Source organism: Nocardia sp. NPDC003269 (assembly GCF_042888005.1).
GTDB lineage: Bacteria > Actinomycetota > Actinomycetes > Mycobacteriales > Mycobacteriaceae > Nocardia.
On sequence record NZ_JBIAPA010000001.1, the window covers coordinates 720572 to 739897 of the forward strand.

The 19326-nt window shown below is 70.0% G+C and carries 25 protein-coding genes; 12 read left to right on the top strand and 13 right to left on the bottom strand.

What is annotated here, in order from left to right; all coding sequences use genetic code 11:
• Window positions 1-79: 79 nt before the first annotated feature.
• The 5 genes from ACFYWJ_RS03245 to ACFYWJ_RS03265 all read left to right on the top strand — a co-directional run bounded on the left by ACFYWJ_RS03245 (window position 80) and on the right by ACFYWJ_RS03265 (window position 4781).
• Window positions 80-943 (top strand): metal ABC transporter solute-binding protein, Zn/Mn family, encoded by an 864-nt coding sequence (locus ACFYWJ_RS03245; RefSeq protein WP_355271707.1) that lies wholly within the window; start codon window positions 80-82, stop codon window positions 941-943.
• Between the two features lie 5 nt (window positions 944-948).
• Window positions 949-1800 carry an ATP-binding cassette domain-containing protein gene (locus tag ACFYWJ_RS03250; RefSeq protein ID WP_355270747.1) on the top strand — a complete coding sequence of 284 codons (852 nt, stop codon included), beginning with the start codon at window positions 949-951 and terminating at the stop codon, window positions 1798-1800.
• A complete protein-coding gene (locus ACFYWJ_RS03255) occupies window positions 1800-2666 on the top strand; it encodes a metal ABC transporter permease (RefSeq protein WP_387160720.1) in 867 nt (288 codons plus the stop codon). The genes ACFYWJ_RS03250 and ACFYWJ_RS03255 overlap by 1 nt, the downstream gene beginning before the upstream one ends.
• 63 nt (window positions 2667-2729) lie before the next feature.
• The gene (locus tag ACFYWJ_RS03260) at window positions 2730-3902 is read left to right on the top strand and encodes an acyl-CoA dehydrogenase (protein WP_355270746.1); all 1173 of its coding nucleotides are present in this window, start codon (window positions 2730-2732) and stop codon (window positions 3900-3902) included.
• 78 nt (window positions 3903-3980) lie between these two features.
• Window positions 3981-4781 (top strand): enoyl-CoA hydratase-related protein, encoded by an 801-nt coding sequence (locus tag ACFYWJ_RS03265; RefSeq protein ID WP_355270745.1) that lies wholly within the window; start codon window positions 3981-3983, stop codon window positions 4779-4781.
• Window positions 4782-4784: 3 nt separating this feature from the next.
• Here ACFYWJ_RS03265 and ACFYWJ_RS03270 read toward each other — a convergent pair whose 3' ends face one another.
• The 6 genes from ACFYWJ_RS03270 to carD all read right to left on the bottom strand — a co-directional run bounded on the left by ACFYWJ_RS03270 (window position 4785) and on the right by carD (window position 9321).
• The gene (locus ACFYWJ_RS03270) at window positions 4785-5063 is read right to left on the bottom strand and encodes a DUF4190 domain-containing protein (RefSeq protein WP_355270743.1); all 279 of its coding nucleotides are present in this window, start codon (window positions 5061-5063) and stop codon (window positions 4785-4787) included.
• 50 nt (window positions 5064-5113) lie between these two features.
• The gene (gene rlmB / locus ACFYWJ_RS03275) at window positions 5114-6097 is read right to left on the bottom strand and encodes a 23S rRNA (guanosine(2251)-2'-O)-methyltransferase RlmB (protein WP_355270742.1); all 984 of its coding nucleotides are present in this window, start codon (window positions 6095-6097) and stop codon (window positions 5114-5116) included.
• Window positions 6097-7500 carry a cysteine--tRNA ligase gene (gene cysS / locus ACFYWJ_RS03280; RefSeq protein WP_355270740.1) on the bottom strand — a complete coding sequence of 468 codons (1404 nt, stop codon included), beginning with the start codon at window positions 7498-7500 and terminating at the stop codon, window positions 6097-6099. Before cysS ends, rlmB begins: the two co-directional genes overlap by 1 nt.
• Before the next feature lie 132 nt (window positions 7501-7632).
• Window positions 7633-8100 carry a 2-C-methyl-D-erythritol 2,4-cyclodiphosphate synthase gene (ispF, locus tag ACFYWJ_RS03285; RefSeq protein ID WP_355270738.1) on the bottom strand — a complete coding sequence of 156 codons (468 nt, stop codon included), beginning with the start codon at window positions 8098-8100 and terminating at the stop codon, window positions 7633-7635.
• On the bottom strand, window positions 8097-8831 hold the full coding sequence (ispD, locus tag ACFYWJ_RS03290; RefSeq protein WP_355270736.1) for a 2-C-methyl-D-erythritol 4-phosphate cytidylyltransferase: 735 nt from the start codon (window positions 8829-8831) through the stop codon (window positions 8097-8099). Before ispD ends, ispF begins: the two co-directional genes overlap by 4 nt.
• A 1-nt stretch (window position 8832) precedes the next feature.
• A complete protein-coding gene (gene carD, locus ACFYWJ_RS03295; RefSeq protein WP_019044685.1) occupies window positions 8833-9321 on the bottom strand; it encodes an RNA polymerase-binding transcription factor CarD in 489 nt (162 codons plus the stop codon).
• A gap of 352 nt (window positions 9322-9673) precedes the next feature.
• On the opposite strand from carD, the gene ACFYWJ_RS03300 reads away from it, so the two are divergent.
• Together ACFYWJ_RS03300 and radA are read left to right on the top strand one after the other, a co-directional pair.
• Complete coding sequence (locus ACFYWJ_RS03300) at window positions 9674-10396, top strand: hypothetical protein (protein WP_355270735.1); 723 nt, start codon at window positions 9674-9676, stop codon at window positions 10394-10396.
• A 79-nt stretch (window positions 10397-10475) separates the two neighbouring features.
• The gene (gene radA, locus ACFYWJ_RS03305; RefSeq protein ID WP_355270733.1) at window positions 10476-11876 is read left to right on the top strand and encodes a DNA repair protein RadA; all 1401 of its coding nucleotides are present in this window, start codon (window positions 10476-10478) and stop codon (window positions 11874-11876) included.
• A 155-nt stretch (window positions 11877-12031) separates the two neighbouring features.
• Here the strand turns inward: radA and ACFYWJ_RS03310 are convergent, their stop codons facing one another.
• Together ACFYWJ_RS03310 and ACFYWJ_RS03315 are read right to left on the bottom strand one after the other, a co-directional pair.
• A complete protein-coding gene (locus ACFYWJ_RS03310; RefSeq protein WP_355270731.1) occupies window positions 12032-12712 on the bottom strand; it encodes a hypothetical protein in 681 nt (226 codons plus the stop codon).
• Between the two features lie 81 nt (window positions 12713-12793).
• Complete coding sequence (locus ACFYWJ_RS03315) at window positions 12794-13417, bottom strand: carbonic anhydrase (protein ID WP_355270729.1); 624 nt, start codon at window positions 13415-13417, stop codon at window positions 12794-12796.
• 90 nt (window positions 13418-13507) lie between these two features.
• Here ACFYWJ_RS03315 and ACFYWJ_RS03320 point away from each other — a divergent pair, with 90 nt between their 5' ends.
• Entirely contained in the window at window positions 13508-14386 is an 879-nt protein-coding gene (locus ACFYWJ_RS03320) for an A/G-specific adenine glycosylase (protein ID WP_355270728.1), read from the top strand.
• A 48-nt stretch (window positions 14387-14434) separates the two neighbouring features.
• Here the strand turns inward: ACFYWJ_RS03320 and ACFYWJ_RS03325 are convergent, their stop codons facing one another.
• Entirely contained in the window at window positions 14435-15178 is a 744-nt protein-coding gene (locus tag ACFYWJ_RS03325) for an alpha/beta hydrolase (protein WP_355270726.1), read from the bottom strand.
• Window positions 15179-15233: 55 nt separating this feature from the next.
• Between ACFYWJ_RS03325 and ACFYWJ_RS03330 the strand changes: the two genes are divergently transcribed.
• The 4 genes from ACFYWJ_RS03330 to ACFYWJ_RS03345 all read left to right on the top strand — a co-directional run bounded on the left by ACFYWJ_RS03330 (window position 15234) and on the right by ACFYWJ_RS03345 (window position 17257).
• Entirely contained in the window at window positions 15234-15557 is a 324-nt protein-coding gene (locus tag ACFYWJ_RS03330) for an antibiotic biosynthesis monooxygenase (RefSeq protein WP_355270725.1), read from the top strand.
• 225 nt (window positions 15558-15782) lie between these two features.
• Window positions 15783-15983 carry a CbtB-domain containing protein gene (locus ACFYWJ_RS03335; protein ID WP_355270724.1) on the top strand — a complete coding sequence of 67 codons (201 nt, stop codon included), beginning with the start codon at window positions 15783-15785 and terminating at the stop codon, window positions 15981-15983.
• The gene (locus tag ACFYWJ_RS03340; protein ID WP_355270723.1) at window positions 15974-16762 is read left to right on the top strand and encodes a CbtA family protein; all 789 of its coding nucleotides are present in this window, start codon (window positions 15974-15976) and stop codon (window positions 16760-16762) included. Before ACFYWJ_RS03335 ends, ACFYWJ_RS03340 begins: the two co-directional genes overlap by 10 nt.
• 36 nt (window positions 16763-16798) lie before the next feature.
• A complete protein-coding gene (locus ACFYWJ_RS03345; RefSeq protein WP_355270721.1) occupies window positions 16799-17257 on the top strand; it encodes a hypothetical protein in 459 nt (152 codons plus the stop codon).
• 15 nt (window positions 17258-17272) lie between these two features.
• Here ACFYWJ_RS03345 and ACFYWJ_RS03350 read toward each other — a convergent pair whose 3' ends face one another.
• The 4 genes from ACFYWJ_RS03350 to ACFYWJ_RS03365 all read right to left on the bottom strand — a co-directional run bounded on the left by ACFYWJ_RS03350 (window position 17273) and on the right by ACFYWJ_RS03365 (window position 19265).
• A complete protein-coding gene (locus ACFYWJ_RS03350; RefSeq protein ID WP_355270719.1) occupies window positions 17273-17710 on the bottom strand; it encodes an OsmC family peroxiredoxin in 438 nt (145 codons plus the stop codon).
• 82 nt (window positions 17711-17792) lie between these two features.
• Window positions 17793-18239 (bottom strand): SRPBCC domain-containing protein, encoded by a 447-nt coding sequence (locus ACFYWJ_RS03355; protein WP_355270717.1) that lies wholly within the window; start codon window positions 18237-18239, stop codon window positions 17793-17795.
• 55 nt (window positions 18240-18294) lie between these two features.
• Complete coding sequence (locus ACFYWJ_RS03360; protein WP_355270715.1) at window positions 18295-18615, bottom strand: multidrug efflux SMR transporter; 321 nt, start codon at window positions 18613-18615, stop codon at window positions 18295-18297.
• Window positions 18612-19265, bottom strand: coding sequence for an NAD(P)H-dependent oxidoreductase (locus ACFYWJ_RS03365; RefSeq protein ID WP_355270714.1), 654 nt, complete (start codon window positions 19263-19265; stop codon window positions 18612-18614). The genes ACFYWJ_RS03360 and ACFYWJ_RS03365 overlap by 4 nt, the downstream gene beginning before the upstream one ends.
• Between the last annotated feature and the right edge of the window lie 61 nt (window positions 19266-19326).

Genomic DNA, 19326 nt, shown 5'->3' on the forward strand with positions numbered 1-19326 from the left:
CCATTATGATCTAGGGCACAGCTCGCCGTGCCTGATCGAGCACGGCCAGGAGTACCGCGTGAACAGTCGATTCGCCCGCATGTGTGCCGGTCTCACGGCGGGAGTGGCGGCCGCGGTCGTGCTCACGGCCTGCGGGGGCAGCTCGAAGGACAGCGACGGTCTCTCGATCGTGGCCTCCACCAATGTGTGGGGCTCTATCGCGACGGCGGTCGCGGGGCCGGACGTGCAGGTCACCTCGATCATCAGCGATCCCGCCGCCGACCCGCACTCGTTCGAGACGTCGGCGACCGACACCGCCAAGATCAGCGACGCCGATCTGGTGGTGTTCAACGGCGGGCACTACGACGAGTTCATCGAGAAGGCCATCTCGGGCAAGAACAAGCGGACCGTCGAGGCGTTCGAGCAGCGGACCGACAAGAGCGACGACAACGAGCACGTCTGGTACGACGTCACCACCGTCGCCGCGGTCGCCGACCGGATCGCCGCCCAGCTCGGCGAGGTCGACACCGCCAACGCCGCCGCCTACACCGAGCGCGCGACCGCCTTCAAGAACCAGCTGATCGGTGTCAGCACCATCACCGGCACCATCGCCACCCAGCACCCGAACGCGCCGGTCGCCCAGTCCGAGCCGCTCGCGCACTACCTGCTGCTGGCCGCGACCGCGCAGGACAAGACCCCGCACGAGTTCCAGGAAGCGATCGAGCAGGAGACCGACCCGGCGCCCGCCGCCGTCGCCGCCACCCGCGACCTGATCACCGGCAAGCAGGTCAAGGCGCTGATCTACAACACCCAGACCCAGGACAAGATCACCCAGGACCTGCGGGCCGCCGCCCAGAGCTCGGGGGTCAACGTCGTCGAGGTCACCGAAACCCTGCCCGCCGGGGTCGATTACATCCAGTGGCAGACCGCGAACGCCAAGGCGCTCGCCGCGGCGCTGCGCTGATCGCCATGTCCACGACCGAGGGAGCGGCCCCGCCCGCCGCGCCGATCGCCCCCGCCGACCCCGTCGGCGGGGCCATCCGGCTGCGCGGGGCGAGCCTGTCCTTCGGCGAGCGCGCCCTGTGGCGCGATCTCGATCTCGATGTGGCGCCAGGGGAATTCATCGCCGTTCTCGGGCCCAACGGCTCCGGCAAGACCTCGCTGCTGCGCGTCCTGCTCGGCCTGCTGGAACTGGGCTCGGGCACCGCGGAGGTCGCGGGCGCGCCCGCCGGGGTCGGCAATCCGGGCATCGGCTATGTGCCGCAACAGAAGACGATCGACGCCGGGGTGCAGTTGCGCGGGCTCGATCTGGTCGGACTCGGCGTCGACGGGCACCGGTGGGGACTCGGCTGGCGTGGCCGCCGGGAGCGGGCGCGCAAGGTCGAGGCCGCCGTGGCCGCGGTCGGCGCGCAGCGTTTCGCGCACGCCCCGCTGGACACCCTCTCCGGCGGTGAGCAGCAGCGGCTGCGGGTCGCGCAGGCACTCGTCGGCGACCCGGCGGTGCTGCTCTGCGACGAACCGCTGCTCAGCCTGGACCTGGCCAACCAGCGGCTGGTCGCCGAACTCGTCGACAAGCGCCGCCGCGAACACGACACGGCCGTGCTGTTCGTGACCCACGAGATCAACCCGATCCTGCCGATGGTCAACCGGGTGCTCTACCTGGTCGACGGCGAGTTCCGGATCGGCACCCCCGACGAGGTGATGACCTCGGCGACGCTCTCGGAGCTCTACGGCACCGAGGTCGAGGTGCTGCGGGTGCGGGATCGGCTCGTCGTCGTCGGCACCGGCGATGACATGGACGCGCTCGGCGGTACCGCCTGATGGACAAGCTGACCAAGGTGCTGCACCAGATGTTCGACCTCGGCACCACCGCCGACCTGCTCACCTACGACTTCGTCCAGCAGGCGCTGCTCGCGAGCGCGCTGCTCGGGCTGCTCGCCGGACTGATCGGGCCGCTGATCGTCAGCAGGCAGATGTCGTTCGCCGTGCACGGCACCAGCGAGCTCTCGCTGACCGGCGCGTCGGCGGCGCTGCTCGCCGGTGTCGGCGTCGGGATCGGCGCGATCGCCGGATCGGTGGTCGCCGCCGTCCTGTTCGGCTGGCTCGGTTCCCGTGCGCGGGAACGCGATTCGGTGATCGCGGTGGTGCTCTCGTTCGGTCTCGGCCTGTCCGTGTTGTTCCTGTGGCTGGCACCGGACCGGGCCGGCTCGAAGTTCTCGCTGCTCACCGGCCAGGTCGCCAGCGTCGGCTACGACGGGCTCGCGCTGCTGGTCACCTGCACCGCGGCCGTGCTCGCCGTGCTCGCGGTGATCTACCGGCCGCTGCTGTTCGCCAGCTCCGACCCCGAGGTCGCGGTGGCGCGCGGGGTGCCGGTGCGGGCGCTGTCGGTGGTGTTCGCGGTGCTGCTCGGCATCACCGCCGCCTTCGGCGTGCAGATCGTCGGCGCGCTGCTGGTGCTGGCGCTGCTGATCACCCCGGCCGCCGCGGCGGCGCAGCTGACCGCGAGCCCGCTGCGGGCGACGGTGCTGTCGGTGGTCTTCGCCGAGGTCGCGGCGGTGGGCGGGCTGCTGCTGTCGCTGGCGCCCGGGGTACCGGTGTCGACGTTCGTCACCGGAATCTCGTTCACCATCTATCTGGTGTGCCGGTTCGTCGGCCACCGCAATCGGCGGCTGGCCACCGCTCGCTGAAATTTGGTGCCACTTGGGGCCGAAATTGCCCGAACCGGGGCGCGGGCGAGCAGACTACACAGCATGATCGACTTCGCCGTCCCGGAAGATCTGGCCGCCCTGCGGGATCGAGTTCGCGCCTTCGTCGCCGAACAGATCGTGCCGTTCGAACGCGATCCGCGCCTCACCGCGCACGGTCCGAACGACGACCTGCGCGCCGAACTCGTCGACCTGGCCAGGGCCGAGAAGCTGCTGACCGTCCAGGCCCCGGTGGAATACGGCGGGCTCGGCCTGTCCCATGTCGAGCAGGCGGTGGTCTACGAGGCCGCGGGCTGGTCGACGCTCGGCCCGGTCGCGATGAACTGCGCCGCGCCCGACGAGGGCAATATGTTCCTGCTCGGCAAGGTCGCCGACCCGGACCAGGTGGACCGGTACCTGATGCCGATGATCCGCGGCGAACAGCGCTCGGTGTTCGCGATGACCGAACCCGACGGCGCCGGCTCCGACCCTGGTCAGCTGCGCACCGAAGCGGTGTTCGACGGCGAGAACTTCGTGATCAACGGGCGCAAGTGGCTGATCACCGGCGCCGACGGCGCCAAGACCTGGATCATCATGGCCCGCCTCGCCGAGAACCCGCACCTGCCCGCGGGCCCGACGCTGTTCCTCGCCGACGGCGGCACCGAGGGCATCGTCATCGAGCGGATCATGAACACGATGGACCGCAACTACGTCGGCGGGCACGCCGTCGTGCGGTTCGAGAACCTGACGCTGCCGCCCTCGGCCGTGCTCGGCCGCACCGGGCAGGCCCTGCGCTACGCCCAGCTGCGGCTGGCGCCCGCCCGGCTCACGCACTGCATGCGCTGGCTCGGCGCGGCCGAACGGGCGCAGCACATCGCCGTCGAGTACGCGCGCACCCGCACCGCGTTCGGCAGGCCGATCGGCGAGCACGAGGGCGTGTCGTTCATGCTCGCCGACAACGAGGTGGCGCTGCACCAGTGCAGGCTGACCATCTGGCACAGCTGCTGGCTGATGGATCAGGGGCAGCAGGCCAGGCACGAGTCGTCGATGGCCAAGTCCTACGTCTCCGAGGAGCTGTTCAAGGTCACCGACCGCTGTGTGCAGGTGCTCGGCGGGATCGGGATCAGCGACGAGACGGTCGTGGAGATGCTGTTCCGGGACATGCGCGCGTTCCGCCTCTACGACGGCCCGACCGAGGTGCACAAGTACGCCATCGGCAAGCATCTGCTGCGCGAATGACCTCGGGCGCGGCAGGCCGGGCCACGCAAGCCACCGTCTCCGGCCGCTGACGCCCGCCCGCTAGTACCATTCGATCCCATGAGTTCGGAACTGCTCGTCGATGTCTCTGCCGGAGTCGCCGTGCTCACGCTCAACCGGCCGGCCCAGCAGAACGCCGTCACCCCGACGATGGCCGCCGAGCTCAGCGCGGCGCTGCGCCGCTGCGACAGCGAGGACTCGATTCGCGCCGTCGTGATCACCGGCACCGCGCCCGCCTTCTGCGCGGGCGCGGATCTGTCCGCCCGGGTCAACGGCGAGGTGTCGCTGGATCCGCCGCCGTGGCAGGTCCGCAAGCCGGTGATCGCGGCCGTCAACGGCCACGCGGTCGGGATCGGGCTGGCCCTGGCGCTGCAATGCGACCTGCGGTACTTCGCCCGCGACGCCGTCTACGGGCTCAGCCAGGTCCGCCGCGGTGTGCTCGCCGACGGCTACGCGCACTGGACCGTGCCACGCCTGGCCGGGCTGGCCAACGCCGCCGACATCATGCTGACCGGACGCACCTTCGACGGCGACGAGGCCAAGTCGATGGGCCTGGCCAATGCCAGCCTGCCCGCGGGCGAGGTCTTGCCCACCGCGATGGCGGTCGCCCACGACATCGCCAACGGGCCCGCTCCGCTGCCGGTCGCGCTGACCAAGCGACTGATCTGGGAGAGCCTCGGGATGACACCCGCCGTCGTCGGGCAGCTCGAATCCGAGCTCAACGCGCACGTCGCCAAGAGCATCGACGGCGGCGAGGCGATGGCCGCGTTCAAGGAGCGCCGTCAGCCCAAGTGGACCGGCAGCATCAGCGCGGAATGGCCGGCCTGGGACGCCCCCGAGGAGCGCCCCAGCCTGGACTGAGGGTCAGAAGTTCCCGTTGCAGGAACCCGCGATGTAGAGCATCGCGAACAACACCATCAAGATGGTGCCGATGACGCCCGCGATGTACCCGATCAACACCTGGGAGCGCCCGGAGAGGGCGCCGTAGGACGCGTCGATCTCGTTGAGGGCCCGCTTGCCGAGCACCCACGCGACCGGCCCGAAGATCCCGCAGCAGAACGGGCTGAGCAGCCCGAGCGTCAGGATCAGGTTGGCCTGCGGGTGCTCGACCGTCTCACCGATCGGCTGGTTGGGTATCGCCACGCATCGAATTCTACGGCGACAGAGCCGATTTGCCCGGAAACCGCGCGGGGTCAGCCCAGACGGCGCTGCCTGGCGATGTCGGCGAGGACCACACCGGCGGCGACCGAGGCGTTGAGCGACTCGACCGGACCGGCCATCGGGATGCTCAGGATCGAGTCGCAGTTCTCGCGCACCAGGCGCGAGAGACCCTTGCCCTCGGACCCGACGACGACGACCGTCGGCACGCTGCCGTCGAACTCGTCGAGCGGGGTGTCACCGCCGGCGTCGAGGCCGACGATCTGGAAGCCCTGGGACGCCCAGTCCTTCAGCGTGCGGGTCAGGTTGGTCGCCCTCGCGACGGGCAGGCGCGCTGCGGCGCCCGCGCTGGTCCGCCAGGCCACCGCGGTGACGCTGGCGCTGCGCCGCTGCGGGATGACCACGCCCTGACCGCCGAACGCGGCGACCGAGCGGATGACCGCGCCGAGGTTGCGCGGATCGGAGATGTTGTCCAGCGCGACCAGCAGACCCGGCTCGCCGGAGGTCTTCACCCGGTCCATCAGGTCGTCCGGGTGGGCGTAGCGGTACGGCGGCACCTGCAGGGCGACGCCCTGGTGCAAACCGTTGGCGCTGAGCCGATCCAGATCGGTGCGCGGCACCTCGAGGATGGAGATGCCCATGTCGGCAGCGCGCTGCACGCTCTCGGAGAGGCGGTCGTCGTTCTCGGTGCCGACAGCCACGTAGAGCGCAGTGGCCGGCACGTCGGCGCGCAGGCACTCGAGCACGGGGTTGCGGCCGAGCACCAGCTCGGGACCGTCGTCGGACTTGCGGCCGACCCGCGGCACCCCGGCCTTACCGGTCGGACGGGACTGCGCCGCTTTGGCTTTGGCGGCGGCCGCGGCGCGCTTGGCGGCGGGATGCTTGGTGCGCTCGGTGGCGGGCGGCGTCGCGCCCCTGCCCTCGAGGCCGCGGCGGCGCTTGCCGCCGGAACCGACGACGGCACCCTTCTTGGTGCCGCCCTTCCTGATCGCTCCGCGTCGCTGTGAATTGCCTGCCATCAGTTCGCCTTTCCGCTAGCTGCGCCCAGCGACCATTCCGGCCCCTGCGGGGTGTCGGTGACCTCGATACCCGCCGCCACGAGCCGATCCCGCGCGGCATCGGCCTCTGCCCAGTTCTTCTCCGCCCGCGCGCTCGCCCGGCGATCCAGCTCGGAGCGGACCAGCACGTCGAGCGCCTCCAGCGCCGCCGAGTTGTCGGCCGGGGTGTACCAGTGCGGGTCGAGCGGGTCGACGCCGAGGATGCCGAGCATCGCGCGGACCTGACCGGCCAATTCGGCCGCGGTCTCCACGGTGCCCGCCTCCAGCGCGCGATTGCCCTCGTGCACCACGTGGTGAATTTCGGCCAGCGCCTTCGGAATCGCCAGATCGTCGTCGATCGCGGCGGCGAATCCGTCGGTCCATTTACCGATCGGGACCTCGCCGGCCCGGTCCAGCACGCGATGCACGAATGCCTCGATGCGCTGATACGAGGCGACCGCGTCGTCGAGTGCTTTGTCGGAGTATTCGAGCATCGAGCGGTAATGCGCGCTGCCCAGATAGAAACGCAATTCGACCGGGCGGACCCGGCTGAGCACATTCGGCACCGAGAGCACATTGCCGAGCGACTTCGACATCTTCTCCCCGCCCATCGTCACCCAGCCGTTGTGCAGCCAGTAACGCGCGAAACCGTCACCGGCCGCCTTGGACTGAGCGATCTCGTTCTCGTGGTGCGGGAAAATCAAATCCATACCACCGCAGTGGATATCGAATTCGGGGCCCAGATAGAACTCGGCCATGGCCGAGCATTCCAGGTGCCAGCCGGGGCGGCCGGGGCCCCACGGCGAGGGCCAGCTCGGCTCGCCCGGCTTGGCCGACTTCCACAGCGTGAAATCGCGCGGGTCGCGCTTGCCGCGGGTCGGGGTCTCGCCCTGGTGCACGTCGTCGAGTTTGTGGCCGGACAGCTCGCCGTAGTTCGGCCAGCTCAGCACGTCGAAGTAGACGTCACCGTCGGCGGCGTAGGCGTGGCCGCGCTCGATCAGACGCTCCATCAGCCCGACCATCTGGGTGATGTGGCCGGTGGCGCGCGGCTCGGCCGAGGGCGGCAGCACGCCGAGCACCTCGTAGGCCGCGTCGAAGGCGCGCTCGTGCGTGGCGGCCCATTCCCACCACGGCCTGCCCGCCTCGGCGGCCTTGTTCAGGATCTTGTCGTCGATATCGGTGACATTGCGGATGAACCGGACGTCGTAGTCGTGCGCGAGCAGCCAGCGGCGCAGCACATCGAACGCGACGCCGCTGCGCACGTGCCCGATATGGGGCTGACCCTGCACGGTGGCCCCACACAGATACACCGAGGCACGGCCGGGGACCAGCGGGGTGAATTCCCGCAGGGTCCGCGTGTCGGTGTCAAAAAGGCGCAAGGTCACGGCATTCGATCCTAGTCGGTGGGATGGTGGTGGAGATGACCGGCCGGTTCGTGGCTCGCCGTGGTTGTACGACGGCGGAACGAAGCGGCGAGAAAGCGTGGTGCGGCAGGAAATTTTCGGGGCCCGTGCGGGCTACGAACACGCCGCGATCAGACAGGTGGCGATGGCCGCGATGCCTTCGCCGCGGCCGGTCAGCCCGAGACCGTCCGTGGTGGTGCCGGAAACGGAGACCGGCGCGTCGAGCAGTTCGCCCAGCACTTTCTGGGCTTCGACGCGGCGCGGCCCGATCTTCGGGCGATTGCCGATGACCTGCACCGCGGCGTTGACGACCTCGAAGCCCTCCTCGGCCAGCAGCCTGCGGACCTCGGTGAGCATGGCGGCGCCGGTGACCCCGGCCCATTCGGGACGGCCGACGCCGAAGGCGGCGCCGACATCGCCGAGGCCTGCGGCCGAGAGCAGCGCGTCGCAGAGCGCGTGCGCGGCGACGTCACCGTCGGAGTGCCCGGCGCAGCCGTCGGCGTCGGGGAACAGCAGACCGGCCATCCAGCAGGGACGACCTGGCTCGATGGGGTGCACATCGCTGCCGATGCCGACTCTCATCGCGCGACCGCCTGCGCGGCACGTGGTGCTTCGACGGTGGCCTGATCGGCGCGCAGGGCGTCGGCCAGGCGCAGGTCGAGCGGGGTGGTGATCTTGAAGGCGAGCGGGTCGCCCGCGACGGTGCGCACGGCGACGCCGAGGCGTTCGACCAGGCCCGCGTCGTCGGTCGCGCCGACCTCGGTGGCGTACGCCTCGCGCAGCAGGTCGGCGGCGAAGCCCTGGGGGGTCTGGATGGCGCGCAGGTGGGCGCGATCGGGGGTGCCGGTGACGACGCCGGCGTCGTCGACCGATTTCACGGTGTCGACGACCGGTAGGGCGGGCACGACGGCGGGACTGCCCGCGTGCAGCTCGGCGGCCACCCGCGCGATCAGCTCCGGTGGAGTGAGCGCGCGAGCGGCGTCGTGCACGAGGTAGAACGCGGCGTCGGGCGCGGCCGCGATCCCGGCGCGCACCGAATCGGTGCGCTCGGCGCCGCCAACGACGACCTGCACCGGCACAGGGGGCATCGAACCGCCGGTCAGCGAGGAGGTTGACAGCAGAGCGGACGCGGCATCGACCAGCTCGGCGGGCACGACCACGACGACCCGGTGCACCGCACCGGACGCGATCAGCCCGTCGACGGCCAGCCGGACCATAGGTGTGCCGCCGACCGGGACGAACGCCTTCGGGGTGGATTCACCCAGGCGCACGCCACGACCGGCGGCAGGGACCAGTGCTACGACAGGTCGCACTCTAGGAAGCCGCGGCGAGGACCTCGTCGAGCAGCGATTCGGCCTTGCCGTCGTCGGTGCCCTCGGCGAGCGCGAGCTCACCGACGAGGATCTGGCGAGCCTTGGCCAGCATCCGCTTCTCACCGGCGGACAGGCCGCGATCCTGCTCGCGACGCCACAGGTCGCGCACGACCTCGGCCACCTTGTTCACATCGCCGGAGGCGAGCTTCTCGAGGTTGGCCTTGTAACGGCGGGACCAGTTGGTCGGCTCCTCCGTGTGTGGCGCGCGCAGCACCTGGAAGACGCGGTCGAGACCCTCCTGGCCGACGACGTCACGGACGCCGACATATTCGGCGTTCTCCGCGGGAACCCGAACGGTCAGGTCGCCTTGCGCGACCTTCAGGACCAGATACTCTTTCTGCACACCCTTGATGGTGCGGGTCTCGATTGCTTCGATCAGCGCCGCTCCGTGGTGGGGGTAAACGACGGTGTCTCCGACCTTAAAAATCATGTGTCCCGTGCCCCTTTCGATGTTCACAGTTTAACATGCGACTCGATAACGGCGCGATCAACTGTGCAGGTCAGGGCCACAACGAGGCCATCGTAGGGGTTGACAACGCGGAATTGGTGTGCATTGTGTTGCGCCAGAACGGGTTAACCACCAGCACAGCGAGCCGTATCCGCGCCCCACTCCCCCGGCACCGATCCGGCAACCCCGTCCGAGACACCGAACTGTTACTTCCGCGCCCGCGCGTCGCGAGCCCGGACGCCACGCGCGCGAAGCGAACTACTACGCTGCCTAGTTACTACCCTCCGATCCGCTGTGTGGACGGAGTGAGCCCGGTCGACATGGAGGACAAACCGTGACTGCCCTGAAAGCTGTGACCGCCCCGTCGGCGCGACGTCGCATGGCGACGGTTGCCGCGCTCGCCGCCGCCGCGGGTATCGCCCTGAGCGGCTGCAGTGCCGGCCAGCACACGCAGACCTCGTCGCAGGCCGCCGCGATCAACGGCAACCACGCGAACGTGGGCCCGATCTCGCTGCGCAACGTGCATATCATCTACCCGGCGTCCCCGGCGGAGCACGACAAGGGCGGCAAGGCGGTGATCGCGCTGTCGATCATCAACGGCAGCGAGACCGTCACCGACGAGCTGACCAGCGTCACCACCGACCTCGGCACCGTCAAGCTCACCGGCCCGGCGGGCGACCCCAAGTTCGTGCTGAAGCCGCAGCAGACCGTCGTCGCGGGCCCGGTGAAGGTCGCCGCCGCCGAGTCCGACGACCACCACGGCGCCACGCCGACCACCACGGCCGCGCCGACCACCACCGCGGCCCCGACCACCTCCGCGGCGCCCACCACGTCCGCGGCCGGTCACGACGTGCCCTCGATCGATCCCGAGGCCAAGCCCGGCTCGATCGAGATCACCGGCCTGAGCAAGCAGATCTACCCCGGCCTGACCTACAACGTCACCTTCAACTTCAAGGACGCGGGCACCGTGCAGGTGTCGGTCCCGGTCGACGCCGCCGAGGTCGACCGCGTCGAGAACGAGAAGTCCGGCCCGGCCCCCGAGGGCGCCGGTCACTGAGACCAGGCCGAACAGAGAGCCGTCGCGGCGTGTCCGCGGCGGCTTTTCTTTTGTCGGAGCCGGTCCGTAGGGTGCGCGTGTGGCCAAGACCAAAGCTGTCTTCCGGTGCACCGCGTGCTCGCACGAGGTGTCCAAATGGGTGGGTAAGTGCCCGGATTGCGGCGCCTGGGGCACGGTGAACGAGGTGGCCGTGTCCGCGGCCGCCGCGGCGCCGGGCAGGCGCGCGATGCTGCCGAGCACGGCTGCGGCGCCGCTGTCGCAGATCGACGCCAAGATCACCCAGGCCCGCTCGACCGGGGTGAGCGAGCTGGACCGGGTGCTCGGCGGCGGCGTGGTGCCCGGATCAGTGGTGCTGCTCTCGGGTGAGCCCGGCGTCGGCAAGTCGACCCTGCTGCTCGAGGTCGCGCACCGCTGGGCCGCCCAGCGCAGCGAGACCTCGCTGTACGTGACCGCGGAGGAGTCGGCCGGGCAGGTGCGGCTGCGGGCCGACCGCACCGGCGCGGTGCACGACCGGGTGTACCTGGCCGCCGAATCGGACCTGTCGATCGTGCTCGGGCACGTGGAACAGGTGCGGCCGACACTGCTGGTGGTCGACTCGGTGCAGACCATGCTCGCGCCCGAGGTGGACGGCGTGATCGGCGGCGTCACCCAGGTGCGCGCGGTGACCGCGGCGCTGACCTCGCTGGCGAAGGCCAGCGGGATCGCGGTGCTGCTGGTCGGCCACGTCACCAAGGACGGCAATGTCGCCGGTCCGCGCACCCTCGAGCATCTGGTCGACGTGGTGCTGCAATTCGAGGGCGACAAGAACTCGACGCTGCGCATGATCCGCGGCATCAAGAACCGTTTCGGCAGCGCCGACGAGGTGGGCTGCTTCGAACTGCACGAAGACGGCATCGCCTGCGTCGACGACCCGTCGGGCCTGTTCCTGCACCACCGCACCGACACCGTCCCCGGTACCGCGGTGACCGTCGCGATGGACGGCAAGCGCCCGCTGGTGGCGGAGGTGCAGGGGCTGACCGTGAAGACCGAGATCCCGCAGCCACGGCGCGCGGTGAGCGGCCTGGACTACAACCGCGTCGCCATGGTGCTGGCCGTCCTGCAGAGCCGTGGGCGGGTGTTCCTGGGCAAGCACGACGTGTACGCCGCCACCGTCGGCGGCATGCGCCTGAACGAGCCGACGGCCGACCTGGCCATCGCGCTGGCCATCGCCTCCGCCGAGGCCGATATCGCGCTTCCCGCGGGCTGGGTGATCCTGGGCGAGGTCGGGCTGGCGGGCGAGGTCCGCAAGGTCACCGGGCTGTCGCGGCGCCTGGCCGAGGCCGAGCGACTCGGCTTCACCACCGCGCTGGTACCACCGGGATCGGAGAAAACCAAGATCGGTTCGATGCGTATCCACGAGGTCGGCGATCTGCGCTCGGCGCTGCGATTGGCCGAACTCCGCAAATCACGCGCAGCCAGGGAGCCGGTCCCCGTGGAATAACTCCGGCAAACCCGGGATATCGCCGATATCGGCCATTCCCGTGGCAACGACCATTGACATAGTCACCGATCATGCGAAGCCTGCAAATCCACCCGAGTTGAACATGTGACTTATAGCGCACCCGCACAATGCCGGGTGCGCGCGGGCGTCCGCGGCTAGGTCGCGAGGTTGAACGGCTCGGCGGCGCTGCGCACAGCGCCGAGCTGGGCCACCACCATGTAGGCCCCGGCGGGCACCTGTAGCCGATCACCGGCGCAGTTCGGCTGCGAGGTGGTCCCGAACCAGCTGCCCTTGTAGGACAGCTGCTCACCGGCCTTGAGCGTCTTCACTTCCGGCGGTCCATCCGGGTTGCAGTCGTTGCTCGCCCACAGCCGACGCTGCCCGTCGAGCGTGTAGACCAGGAACTGCGGGCCGGGACCGAGATCGCGCGAACACGGCGCCGAGGAGATATTGGTGATGACGGTGCCGAATCCGGGCTGATCGCCCACCCGGTACGTCGGCTGGCCGACGGTCACCTTCAACGCCAGCGACTGATCACTGCACGGCTGCGCCGCGGGCTGATCCGTCGGTGTGCTGCTCGCCGCGGCGCTCGAGGTGGCGGAGGCGCTGCTCGCGGGCGCGCTGCTCGACTCCGCGGCACTGCTGGTCGAGGCCGCACTGCTCGCCGGAGCGGTGGTCGACGTGGCCGCGGCATTGTCGCCGGACGAGTCACCACCACGCGCCACCATGGTGACGAGCCAGATCACGATCGCGAGCGCGACGACGATGACGCCGATGGCGAGTGCGCGGCGACGCCAGTAGATCTCCGGTGGCAGCGGTCCATTCGGTTCCAGCACGCCTCAACGGTAAGCGCACCGCGCGGACCCGCGCTCGATGACCTCGGCGTGTCGGGGGTCGAACCGGGACGATCGCCCGGTTCAGACCACCTCGCCGATGTTCCCGACGACGCGCCGCAGGTGCACGCGCCCGTCCTCGAGTTTGTAGGTGACGCTCGCGATCGCGCACTGACCGGTGGCGACGCGCTGGGAGATGATCATCGACCGCTGCATCAGCAGCCTGCTGGTCTCCACGACGTGGCGCGCCTCGAACTCGTCGATCGAGCTGAGGCCCTCGCGACGGCCGACCAGGATCGACGGCGTCACGCGCTCGACCACGCTGCGGATGAATCCGCCGGGGACCTCGCCGCCGTCGAGCGCGTCGATGGTGGCCTTCACCGCGCCGCAGCTGTCGTGCCCGAGGACGACGATCAGCGGCACGTTGAGCACCTCGACGCCGTACTCGATCGAGCCGAGCACCGAGCTGTCCACCACGTGACCCGCGGTCCGCACGACGAACATGTCGCCGAGGCCCTGATCGAAGATCAGTTCCGCGGCCACCCGGGAGTCACCGCAGCCGAACAGGATCGCGTGCGGATGCTGGCCGCTGACGAGCTTGGCTCGGTCGGCGGCGCCCTGGCTAGGATGCAGCAGGGTGCCGTTGACGAAGCGCTCATTGCCTTCGCGCAGCGACTTCCAGGCGCTTATCGGATTGGAACCAGGCATACCGACCATTGTGCACAGACCTGTGGTTACCAGCGAGTCCGCCGCGTTACGCGTCGGCAAAGATGGCCTGGCTGAGGCGGAACGGGAACAGTGAGTATCGACGCGGAAGTACTGCTGGATTGGTTCACCGAGACGGCACGTGACCTGCCGTGGCGCAGGCCGGAAGCGACCGCGTGGCACATCCTGATGAGCGAGATCATGTTGCAGCAGACCCCCGTGGTGCGGGTCGAGCCGATCTGGCGGGAATGGGTGGCGCGGTGGCCGGTGCCCTCGGCGATGGCCGCGTCCTCGCAGGCCGAGGTGCTGCGGGCCTGGGGCAAGCTCGGCTATCCGCGCCGGGCGCTGCGGCTGCACGAGTGCGCGCGGGTGCTGGCCACCGAGCACGGCGACGTGGTGCCGACCGATGTCGACGTGCTGCTGAGCCTGCCCGGCATCGGTGACTACACCGCCCGCGCGGTGGCCTGTTTCGCCTACGGCCGGCGCGTCCCGGTGGTCGACACCAATGTCCGCCGGGTCGTCGCGCGGGCGGTGCACGGACGCGAGCCGGGCAATCCGTCCTCGCGCGACCTCGCCGAAACCGCTGCTCTGCTCCCGATCTCGGTACCGCGCGCCGCGAAGTTCTCGGCGGCGCTGATGGAACTGGGCGCGCTGATCTGCACCGCCCGCAATCCCGACTGCGCGCGGTGCCCGTTGCCCGCGTGCGCGTGGGTCGACGCGGGTAAGCCCGCCGCCGAGGTGGTCCGCAAGGTGCAGAAGTACGAGGGCACCGATCGGCAGGCGCGCGGCAGGCTGCTCGATGTCCTGCGCGACGCGTCCGGTCCGGTCGAGCGGGTCCGCCTCGACCTGGCCTGGACCCGCGATCCCGGCCAGCGAGCGCGGGCGTTGGACTCGCTCCTGGTCGACGGCCTGATCGAACAGACCGAGGACGGCCTGTTCGCGCTGGCCGGAGAAGGCGGGGCGGCGGGCTAGTCACCGGGCTGCGTGCCCTCGCCCGGCCGAGCAGGACCGTCGGGCCGGTCAGCCCAGTACGCGCCGCAGGAACCGGCCGACGTGGTCGCGATAGACCTCGGGCTGCTCGTCGTGCACCAGGTGCGCGGCCCCGGCGACGAGCGTGTACTCCGCGTCGGGGTGCACTTCGGCCATCGTGCGCATCTGCCCCGGCGGGGTGATGGTGTGCTCGCCCTCGATGAGCAGCACGGGGAGCTCCAGCGACTTCCATTCGGACCAGAAGTCCCTGGTCCCCCACTCCTCGGAGATGGCACGGAAGGTGTCGACCTCACCGTGCAGCCGGTAGCCGTCGGGGCCGGCGGTGAAGGCGCGCAGGAAATACGTGCCCGCGACGGGCCCGAAGTAGTCGAGCACCGCCTGGTCGTCGGCGAACGGCTGCGGCCAGGATCCGATGAGCTCGGCCCAGTGCGCGGCGGTGCGGCCGGTGAAGTCGGGGGCGATGTCCTCCACGACGAGGGCGCGGACCCGCTCGGGATGGGTGGCGGCGAAGACCCAGCCGTGGATCGCGCCCATCGAGTGCCCGACGATCACCATCGGCTCGGTGATCGCGGCGGTGAGCTCGGCGAGATCGGCGACGAACGCCTCGGTGGTGAGCTCGGCGGGCGGCACGCGACCGTGCCCGGCGGCGTCGACGGTGTAGAGGTGGCCGTATTCGCGCAGCCACGGCAGCTGATCGGTCCAGGTGCGCGCGCTGCCCATCAGCCCGTGCAACAGCAGGATCGGGACGCCGGTCCCGCCTTCGTCGTACAACACCCTGCCGATTGTGCCCCAGACCGGGATGTTTCCCGCGCGGTCGTATTGTCGGCTCATGGCTGTTGTGAAGATCAATGCGATCGAGATCCCTGAAGGTGCCGGCCCGGAGCTGGAGAAGCGGTTCGCCGCCCGCGCGCACGCGGTGGAGAACTCCCCCGGTTTCCTCGGCTTCCAGCTGCTGCGCCCGGTGGCCGGCGACAACCGGTATTTCGTGGTGACGCAATGGGATTCGGAGGAATCCTTCGCCGCGTGGCGCGACGGTCCGGCCCGTGCCGCGCACGCCGGGAACGGTGGCGAGGGCGAGCGCCCGAAGCCGGTCTCGACCGGTGCGTCGCTGCTCGAGTTCGAGGTCGTCCTCGACGTCCCCGCGAAGGCCTGACGACGGCGTTTCCGCTGGACATGCGGATGCGCGTATTGACGTGGACGCCTCGTGACTGTCACAGTTCGAGGGAACATACGCGAGGGTGCGCGGTAATTCCGGTGAGATTCCGGAGCGGTCGCGCCACTGTATCCACGTACCGGGTCCCCGGTGCCGGAGAGCCAGACACCGGCACCTTCGCACCACACTTCGACCATGGGACGCGTATCCCTGAGGAGGACCCGAATGGCTATCGCGCATTCACCCAGCCGGTCTGCCGGCCTGGACACCCTGGCAACCGTGCTCGTCACGGTCGGTGTCGTTCTGCTTGCACTGCTCGCCCTGTACCTGGTCGGTTTCGATCAGGGGGCCGTCTCGCGTAGCGGGATGTTCCTGCACGAGCTGATGCACGACGGACGTCACCTGCTGGGTGTTCCGTGCCACTGACCGGATCACTCAAAACCCTGCTGTTGCGTGGCCTGCTGGCCGGCTTGATCGCCGGCCTGCTGGCCGCCACAGTGGGCTATTTCGTCGGCGAGCCCCAGGTGGACGCCGCGATCGCCATCGAAGAAGCTGCCGCCGCTCCGGCGGATCATCCGCACGAGGCGGCCGAGCCCCAGGGCCACTCGCACGGCGGCGAGGAAGAACCGCTGGTCAGCCGGACCGGACAGAAGGCGGGTCAGTTCCTCGCCCTCGGCCTGGCCGGCATGGCGTTCGGCGCGTTGTTCGCCTCGGCCGTCAATATCGCCCGCCGGTTCACCACCCTGTCGGGGGTCGCGTTGTCGCTGGCCTCGGCGGGATTCGCGTGGGCCGCGATCGTCGCGGTGCCGTTCTTCAAGTACCCGGCCAACCCACCGGCGGTGGGCGATCCGGAGACGATCAACAACCGCACCTGGCTGTGGGTCGCGGCCGTCGTGCTCGGCCTGCTCGCCGTCGCGGCCTCGGTCGCCGCGTACCGGGCCTTGGCCGGACAGCTGGACACGCTCCGGCTGATCGCGGGCGTGCTCGCGTTCGTCCTGGTCACCACGGTCGGCTATGTGCTGCTGCCGGGCGTGAACGAGGTGGCCGACGACTTCCCGGCGACCCTGCTGTGGAACTTCCGGGTGGCCTCGCTGGCCGAGACCACCACGCTGTGGGTCGCACTGGGCCTGGCCTTCGCCGCGCTCACCGAATTCACTTCGCGGCGTAGCACTCCGGTAGCGGGGCAGGTCGCTACCGCAGGGTGATCCTCGCGGGTATCAGTGGAAGGCAGTGTCGGTGTCATGACCGGCACTGCCTTTTCCGTTTCCGTTTCCGACGCCCGGCCGCGCGCGGTGAGTGTCGCGTTCGGCGGTCTCGTGACCGCGCTCGCGGCCGGTGCCGCCGAGGGACTGCTGCGCGCGGTGCGCGGCGGGGGTGAGTTCGCGGCGACCGCGTCCGGGTTGCTGCCCCGGCTGGCCATCTATCTGGTCGTCGCGGCGGTGGGGATGTACATGGTGAACGGCAGCCGGGTCGCGCGGGCGCTGCTCACCGTCGGGATCGGCGTGGTCGGGTTGCTGTCGCTGATCATCGAGCCGCTGGCGGTGCTGCTGTCCACCGACGACTTCGGCGCGCTGTTCGCCGGCCTGGCACCGTCGTCGGCGGTGCTCGCCGGGTGCCGCGCCGTCCACATCCTGGCCGTGGTCGTCGCGATCGCGGCCATGTACACGCCCGCGGCTCACCGCTGGTTCACCCAGCGATGAGCCGCGGCGGGGACATCAGATGATCTCGGCGTCCAGTTCGACCTCGGCGACACCGGCCAGCGCCTTGCTGATCGGGCAGCCGTTCTTGGCGGCGACGGCCGCGGCGTAGAAGCCCTCGGCGTCCAGGCCCGCGGCCACGGCGCGCACGGTCAGCTTGATCTTGCTGATCCGGAAGCCGCCGGCCGGGTCGGGGCCCAGCGTCACGTCGGCGGTGACGTCCAGGCTCTCCGGGGTGCCGCCCGCGTTGGCGATCTCGGCCGACAGCGCCATCGAGTAGCACGACGAATGCGCGGCGCCGATCAGCTCCTCCGGGCTGGTGCCCTCGGCGGTGTCGGCCACGCGGCGCGGGAAGGTCACATCGAATTTGCCAGCACCGGAGCTGACCAGTTCGACCTGCCCGGAACCGTCCTGCAGTCCGCCTGCCCAGAGGGTGCGTGCGCTACGAGTCGGCATGACAATCCTTTCGATTCGTTGGGTGTTGCGTTCGATGACGAACCTACTCGGATCCCGGCCGGTCCCCGCCCGGGTTCGCCGTTCAGGCGACGGTGCCGGTGACCTCGTCCAGGCGTTCCAGCATCTCCGGCCAGACCTGCTGGTGCAGGTCGCGGATGGCGGCGGTGGGGAACCCGGAGTGCCGCAGCCGCAGCCGGATACCTCGGGGCTGCTTGAGGAATTCGGCCGCGACCACGGTCTCCACGCCGTCGGTGGCCGCGGTGACCCAGGTGAACTCGACCCGGCGGTCCTGTTCCAGCAGCAGGACGCGGCCGTAGTGCGGGTTGCGCTTGTCGGCCGTGCCGGTGTCGAAGTAGAGGGGTTCGTTGACGCCGGGCCGCCCGAGCACCGATCCGGGCACGGCCAGCCACAGGTCCAGGCCCTGGGTCCAGGCCGCGTAGAGCAGGCTGGGCGAGGCTTTCATCACGCGCTCGACCGTGAGCTCGTGCGGTCGCGCAGACAGGTCCGGGGGGCGAACTGGCTGGTCCATCAGCCGACCTTACCGGCTCGGACCGGCCGTTCGCCGCATCGGGTGTGCGACAGCGTCACTCGGGATTGGTGACGCGGGCCAGCACGATCCCGCCGAGGATCAGCGCCAGCGCCAGCATCCGGCCCGCGCTGAGCGGGTCCTTGTGGACGAGCACGCCGAGGCTGATCGCGCCGAGCGCGCCGATGCCGGTGAACACCGCGTAGGCGGTGCCGACGGGCAGGGTGTGCATGGCCCGGGAGAGCAGGTACACCGCGAGCGAGCCGAGAGCGACGCAGAGCAGGGTGGGACCGAGTTTGGTGAAATTCTCGGTGGGCTTGATGGTCTGCGACCAGATGATCTCGACGAGGCCGGCGAGGCCGAGTACTACCCAGCTCATTTCACGTAATCCTTTGCGAGCAGGCGAACTTCGGTCAGCGCCGCGGCGAGCGAGGCCTCGTGCGCGTCGCGCAGGTGGGCCAGGTTCGGATCCTGGACGGCGTTGGCGAGTTCGGCGTTGACGAACACGGTGTCGGTGACGGCGTAGTGCCCGGCGAAGAAGTCGCGCAGATAGCGCTCCTGATAGTCGAACGCGGCCTTGGGCGCACCAGGCGAGTAGGCGCCACCGCGCGCGCCGACCACCACGAACCTGCGCTCCCCCAGCGACATCCGCGGGAAGGTGACCTGATCGAGCCAGGCCTTGAGGGTGGCGGGAATCGAGTAGTTGTACATCGGTGTGCCGATGAGGATCACGTCGGCGGCGAGAACCTGCGCGAGCAGCGGTTCGACGATCTCCCAGGCGGCCCTGGCGGCGGGTGTCGCGGCCAGTTCCGGGAGCCGGTCGAGGTCGGTGCTGCCCGCGGCGAGGACGGCGTCGCAGAGTTCGGTCCAGCCCTCGTCGATGAACGGCACCGGGTCGACGGCCAGGTCGCGGTAGGTGTACTCGCCGTCCGGTGCCGCGGCGCGCCAGGAATCCACGAATTCCGCGCCGAGCCTGCGGCTGACCGACCGGGTGCGAGCGCTGGCGTCGAGGTGCAGCAGGTGTGTCATGGTCGAACCCTTCCAGAACTGGACATCATGTCCGCTTGTCGATGACTCGACCATAGAACAC

Excerpts from the sequence above, each read along its gene's own strand:
- ACFYWJ_RS03260 (WP_355270746.1), top strand. The coding sequence starts at position 2,730 with ATGATCGACTTCGCCGTCCCGGAAGATCTGGCCGCCCTGCGGGATCGA.
- ACFYWJ_RS03350 (WP_355270719.1), bottom strand. The coding sequence starts at position 17,710 with ATGCCGACTCGTAGCGCACGCACCCTCTGGGCAGGCGGACTGCAGGAC.
- ACFYWJ_RS03365 (WP_355270714.1), bottom strand. The coding sequence starts at position 19,265 with ATGACACACCTGCTGCACCTCGACGCCAGCGCTCGCACCCGGTCGGTC.
- carD (WP_019044685.1), bottom strand. The coding sequence starts at position 9,321 with ATGATTTTTAAGGTCGGAGACACCGTCGTTTACCCCCACCACGGAGCG.
- ACFYWJ_RS03345 (WP_355270721.1), top strand. The coding sequence starts at position 16,799 with ATGACCGGCACTGCCTTTTCCGTTTCCGTTTCCGACGCCCGGCCGCGC.
- ACFYWJ_RS03265 (WP_355270745.1), top strand. The coding sequence starts at position 3,981 with ATGAGTTCGGAACTGCTCGTCGATGTCTCTGCCGGAGTCGCCGTGCTC.
- ACFYWJ_RS03315 (WP_355270729.1), bottom strand. The coding sequence starts at position 13,417 with ATGCCTGGTTCCAATCCGATAAGCGCCTGGAAGTCGCTGCGCGAAGGC.
- ACFYWJ_RS03250 (WP_355270747.1), top strand. The coding sequence starts at position 949 with ATGTCCACGACCGAGGGAGCGGCCCCGCCCGCCGCGCCGATCGCCCCC.
- rlmB (WP_355270742.1), bottom strand. The coding sequence starts at position 6,097 with ATGGCAGGCAATTCACAGCGACGCGGAGCGATCAGGAAGGGCGGCACC.
- ispF (WP_355270738.1), bottom strand. The coding sequence starts at position 8,100 with ATGAGAGTCGGCATCGGCAGCGATGTGCACCCCATCGAGCCAGGTCGT.
- ACFYWJ_RS03360 (WP_355270715.1), bottom strand. The coding sequence starts at position 18,615 with ATGAGCTGGGTAGTACTCGGCCTCGCCGGCCTCGTCGAGATCATCTGG.
- ACFYWJ_RS03335 (WP_355270724.1), top strand. The coding sequence starts at position 15,783 with ATGGCTATCGCGCATTCACCCAGCCGGTCTGCCGGCCTGGACACCCTG.
- ACFYWJ_RS03355 (WP_355270717.1), bottom strand. The coding sequence starts at position 18,239 with ATGGACCAGCCAGTTCGCCCCCCGGACCTGTCTGCGCGACCGCACGAG.
- ACFYWJ_RS03245 (WP_355271707.1), top strand. The coding sequence starts at position 80 with ATGTGTGCCGGTCTCACGGCGGGAGTGGCGGCCGCGGTCGTGCTCACG.
- ACFYWJ_RS03255 (WP_387160720.1), top strand. The coding sequence starts at position 1,800 with ATGGACAAGCTGACCAAGGTGCTGCACCAGATGTTCGACCTCGGCACC.
- ACFYWJ_RS03330 (WP_355270725.1), top strand. The coding sequence starts at position 15,234 with ATGGCTGTTGTGAAGATCAATGCGATCGAGATCCCTGAAGGTGCCGGC.